This window comes from Acidovorax sp. Root217, assembly GCF_001428645.1.
Classification (GTDB): domain Bacteria; phylum Pseudomonadota; class Gammaproteobacteria; order Burkholderiales; family Burkholderiaceae_C; genus Acidovorax.
Map to the genome: position 1 here is coordinate 39,851 of NZ_LMIH01000015.1, position 4,836 is coordinate 44,686.

Below are 4,836 nucleotides of genomic sequence, written 5' to 3' on the forward strand. Positions count from 1 at the left end.
AGGACGTTTCGCTTCGATGCCTTTTGCCGCGCACGCTCCTCATATGGTCGCCATTGTCAATACTGTCAGTGCCTCATTTGGTGTGCGTTCTCTCAGGATTGATCGGGTGATGCGACACGAGCGTTTGCAGCGACGATGAATCAGACTCATATCCGCGGATTGGTTACCAGCACTTCATCGATTCGTCGCGGGCCTGCCTCGCTCTAGGATCGGGGATCTGCCTTGCGGTGCCCTGGTAGGAGCGTCGAGGGTTGCCCTATCGTTGCTCGTATCGCATCGCCAGATCGATCCTGTTGCGTGTTATGCCCTTTCAGTTTGGCTGGCCCTGCTCGCGCTGGGCCTGCATGCCGATGGCCCAGACGAAGCCTGCCAGCTCCCTTGCGACGGCGATGCAGGCTTTGTTGGCCTGCAAGCCACGTGCACTCAACGCTGCGAAGCGCTGTGTCAGCCGCAACTGCGCTGTCCATGCCATCCTTCGTATCGGCTCGGACAGATCCTGTTGTCGGATCTGCGCTTGTTTGCCTATGCGCGCCTTGAAGCGGTAGTTCCAGGCGGCTTCAGTCAGCAGCCGCCGGGCGTGCGCGTTGCCGGTCTTGGTGATGCTGCCCCGGCTCGTGCGCTGACCACTGGAGTGCTCCGAGGGCACCAGACCGAGGTAGCCCATGAGTTTGCGTGGATGGGCAAAGCGTCCCAGGTCTCCGATCTCCGCTGCCAAGCCAATCGCCGTGATCGCGGCGACGCCACGCAGTGCCTGCAGCGCACCAACCACCGCCTCAAAGCGCCAGCCAGTGATCGAGGCCTGCAGCGCCTTCGTCAGCCGGTCAACGCGATCATCTGCAGCCGTCACGGCTTGCCAGTATTCGGTGAACGCTGTCTGTGCGGCCCCCGCCCCGAAGTTTAGTGTCCCCAGCCAGCGGTAGTAGGCCCCACACCATGAGGTCTTGCCGGTGTATCGCACGTCGTGACGCAGCAAGAATCCCTTGAGTTGGTGGCGGGCCTGCACGCGACTGTTGACTGCATCTTCGCGTGCCCGTGACAGGTCACGGATCGCTTCGTCCTCTGGGTCGGGGATCCACACGGCAGTCAACTGGCCAGCGCGAGAGCATTCGGCCAGTTGAACGCAGTCGCGCCCGTCGGTCTTGATCCGATCTCCAGGGCGGCGCGGGATCTGCGAGGGGGCAATGATCTCGCACAGGTAGCCCCTGCTGTGCAGAGCACGCTGAAGGCCAAAGCCGGTGGGGCCGGCCTCGTACACGATGTGCAGCTGATCGGCGTTGCCGACCTTGGCCAGCACCTTGAGCAGCTTGCTCACATCGTGCGTGACCTTGCCTATCAGGCGCCCGGGCACTCGGCCAGGCTCGGCCGCTGCGATGCTGATGCTGTCTTTGTGGACGTCTAGGCCCACGTGAATCTTGCTACTCTCTTGCATGGTCGGTCTCCTTGTTGCTGACGACGCAAGTCACAGCATGTAGCGCTACGTCCTTGGACGCAATCTACGATGTCGGAGACCGGCCGCCTATCCAGGGCGCGGCGACCATGATGTCTAGCAGGCTGAAGAAATACCTCCCGGCAAGCCTTTTCCAAGAATCTTCAACCTCGTAGAACGCGTTACAAGCGACTTTCCTGACCTTGGCAAGGGGTAAGGCACCCTTGAATCGAATAAATTCCCGATCCAAAAACAGTATTTCTTCAGCCTGCTAGCCCCCGCACATCGAAGATCTGCGCCATCGGCACGCTGCCAGACGCTGAGTAGCCGTTTCCAGCGCGCGAACTCCGATCCGAATCGCCTGGATCCTCGGGCGCGGCTGGCTGCTGGGCGCAATACCGGCTGGCCTGCCGAATGAGCACCTGCGCGTCCACGCACCGGCCAGCCTTCTGGGCACCCGCCTCACCCGGGGAATGCCCCAGTCGCACGCCCATGTCTTTACTATCGAGTAAATAGTTTATACCAATCAGTTATTTTATGACCAGTTGGTAAGATAGTGATGAAATGTAAACAGCCATGCGACAGCGGACACGCCGTCGACATGCCGGTTTTTCCATCTTCGTCACCGTCCACCCCCTCTGAGGCACTCTTCAATGCATACGTGGAAAATCAGTCACCGTCTCATGGCCGGCTTTGGCCTGGTGATCTTGGCCTTGCTGGGCATGTCGATCTACAGCGTGATCATCGCGCGAGGGATTGATAGCGCATTGACCGCCAACGCTACACAAAACGCTGCAATCCAACGGGCAGCCATCAACTTTCGGGGCTCTGCCCATGACCGCTCCATCGCCGTGCGCGATGTGGTTCTGGCCCCCAGCGAGGAAGCGCGAAAAAGGGAGATTGAATCCATCGCCAAGCTGGCAGATTTTTATGCAAAGTCGGCCGCCCAGCTGGATGCGGTACTAAAAGCTGCCAGCCAGGTCCCCCCGGAGGTCGGGCCCATGGTGCAGGCACTCAAGGACATAGAGGCGCGCACCGTGGCGACCACCGGAAAAGTGGTGGCGCTCATGCAGGCGGGTGACCGCGCTGGCGCAGAGTCATTGCTCTGGACTGAAGCAAAGCCGCAGTATGAACAATGGCTGGCAGCCGCCAACAAGCTGATCGACTACGAGGAAGCCCGCATCATCAAGAACAGCAACTCAGCCAACCAGGATGCCAGCCAGTTCACCGGCGTGATGCTGTCCATCACCTTGCTGGCTGTGCTGATCAGCGTGGCAGCCACGGTGACGGTCTCGCGCAGCATTGGTCGCGAGTTGGGTGCAGAGCCTGGCGAAGTGCGGGCAATAGTGCAATCCATTGAACGGGGCAACCTCACGGTCGCTGTGCATGTGAAGCCGGGGGATACCAGCAGCGTGATGGTTGCGGTGAGGGACATGCAGCAGCGCTTCCACGAACTGGTGTCGGCCGTGCGCGACAACATCCAGCAACTGCGCGTTGCCAGCGACCACATCAGCAGCGGCAACCAAAACCTTGGCAACCGAACCGAACAGGCCGCCAGCAGCCTGGAGCAAACCGCTGCCAGCATGGAAGAACTAACCGCCACCGTGCGCCAGAGCGCCGACTCGGCTCGCCAGGCCAACCAGTTGGCCACGACGGCGGCCGGCACCGCCACCAAGGGCGGCGAGGTCATGCAGCAGGTGGTCAGCACCATGCAGGAGATCCACCAGAGCAGCAAGAAGATCGCCGACATCATTGGAGTGATCGATGGCATCGCGTTCCAGACCAACATCCTGGCACTCAATGCAGCGGTCGAAGCCGCTCGGGCGGGGGAACAGGGGCGCGGCTTCGCCGTGGTGGCATCTGAAGTGCGCAGTCTGGCCCAGCGCAGTGCCGCCGCAGCCAAGGAGATCAAGTCACTGATCCAGAACAGCGTCGAGAAAGTGGATTCAGGCACCCAACTGGTGGCCAATGCAGGCGCGACGATGGATGAAATTGTCCAGGGTGTTCAGCGCGTCAACGGCATCATTGGCGAGATCAGCACCGCTGCCGCAGAGCAAAGCGACGGCATTTCCCAGGTAAACGTGGCGGTTACCCAGCTGGACCAGATGACGCAGCAAAACGGCGCTCTCGTGGGCGAGAGCACCACGGCCGCAGAGAATCTGCGTGAGCAAGCGCGGCGCCTGGCTGAACTCGTGGCGGTGTTCCAGGTCGCTGGCGATGACGCAGCAGCAGGCAACTCAAGCGCCTATGGTCCACAAGGCGCGCCCGGTACCATGCAGTCAGCGTACCGACCCCGTCTTGGGAGGTGATGCACAGGAGGCTTGGGGCGGGAAAATCTCCACACCCAAGCCGTCATGGCAAAAAAGAATATAAATTTGCAATTTAATAAAAAAAGGCAATATAATCTGCGCTGTTGCAGTGAAAGCTCTTGACTAAAGCTTGCACCGCAACGCTCGCCGGATGGCTCCCCACCACCTGCTTGCCGCCTTTTGCGACCTCTGTCGCCCGTGTTGGTCTGTAGAGCTGCAGCCAACCGCGTTTGTTGATGCTCACGCAGGCTTACGGGCCTGTGATCCTGACTGAATCAGATTTCAAAGACCGCCATTTCCATGGGCAAGTTCGTCGTTTCGCCCGCGACACACCAGACCGACTGCGGCAATTTCCGCGCCTCATTTTCGGTCCATCGATCCCAGGGCAACGGCAGCTACTGCCGCGTGTTCCGCTTCGACAAAGCCTTTGCCTCGCGCGAAGCCGCCCGGCTGTTTGCCGTCACCCAGGGCTGGCTGCAAACCTGCATGCCGCACCCTCCCACGTGTTGATGCTCTGCTGACCGCAGGCCCCATCCACCTTTTCCCGTTGCGGCCGGCCCCCCGGCCAGCACACCCTTATCCCCAACGGTGCGTCACTCGTTGCGCGCCTTCACTCCGAAAGGCTCTTCTCATGAGCAGCAAAATCTACGTGGGCAACCTGCCCTATTCCGTGACCGACTCGACCCTGGAAAGCAATTTCTCCGAGTTCGGCGCCGTCACCTCTGCCAAGGTCATGATGGACCGTGACACCGGCCGCTCCAAGGGCTTCGGCTTTGTGGAAATGGCATCTGCCGAAGTCGCCCAGGCAGCCATCACCGGCCTGCACGGCATGTCCGTCGACGGCCGTTCGATCGTCGTGAACCTGGCCCGTCCCCGCGAAGACCGCAGTGGCTCGGGTGGTTCGGGCTCGGGTGGCTACAGCGCCAGCAATCGCCAGGACACCGGCTACGGCACGGGTGGCTACGGCGGCGGCCGCTACTGATCCAGTAGCTCCCTGCTAAGAGCGGCTAACAAAACTCTTCTGGCGTCGTTGCTGCTTCTTGTCGTACTACTCGTACTGCCTGCGACGCAGCGCCTAGCCAGAACCGCTTCGCTGAGTTT

The 4,836-nt window shown here is 60.9% G+C and carries 4 protein-coding genes; 3 read left to right on the forward strand and 1 reads right to left on the reverse strand.

Translation table 11 applies throughout. From position 1 onward, the window contains the following. Positions 1–310: 310 nt before the first annotated feature. Positions 311–1,429, reverse strand: a complete 1,119-nt coding sequence (locus ASE31_RS16480) for an IS110 family transposase (RefSeq protein ID WP_057202909.1) — start codon at positions 1,427–1,429, stop codon at positions 311–313. 650 nt (positions 1,430–2,079) lie between these two features. On the opposite strand from ASE31_RS16480, the gene ASE31_RS16485 reads away from it, so the two are divergent. The 3 genes from ASE31_RS16485 (at position 2,080) to ASE31_RS16495 (ending at position 4,717) form a co-directional block, all read left to right on the forward strand. Then, a complete protein-coding gene (locus ASE31_RS16485) occupies positions 2,080–3,735 on the forward strand; it encodes a methyl-accepting chemotaxis protein (RefSeq protein WP_057202910.1) in 1,656 nt (551 codons plus the stop codon). A 300-nt stretch (positions 3,736–4,035) separates the two neighbouring features. After that, positions 4,036–4,245 carry a hypothetical protein gene (locus ASE31_RS16490; RefSeq protein ID WP_057202911.1) on the forward strand — a complete coding sequence of 70 codons (210 nt, stop codon included), beginning with the start codon at positions 4,036–4,038 and terminating at the stop codon, positions 4,243–4,245. Between the two features lie 121 nt (positions 4,246–4,366). After that, on the forward strand, positions 4,367–4,717 hold the full coding sequence (locus ASE31_RS16495) for an RNA-binding protein (protein WP_057202912.1): 351 nt from the start codon (positions 4,367–4,369) through the stop codon (positions 4,715–4,717). Positions 4,718–4,836 lie beyond the last annotated feature (119 nt).

Bases quoted from the DNA above. Each gene is read 5' to 3' on its own strand.
- ASE31_RS16490 (WP_057202911.1), top strand. From the start codon at position 4,036: ATGGGCAAGTTCGTCGTTTCGCCCGCGACACACCAGACCGACTGCGGC.
- ASE31_RS16495 (WP_057202912.1), top strand. From the start codon at position 4,367: ATGAGCAGCAAAATCTACGTGGGCAACCTGCCCTATTCCGTGACCGAC.
- ASE31_RS16485 (WP_057202910.1), top strand. From the start codon at position 2,080: ATGCATACGTGGAAAATCAGTCACCGTCTCATGGCCGGCTTTGGCCTG.
- ASE31_RS16480 (WP_057202909.1), bottom strand. From the start codon at position 1,429: ATGCAAGAGAGTAGCAAGATTCACGTGGGCCTAGACGTCCACAAAGAC.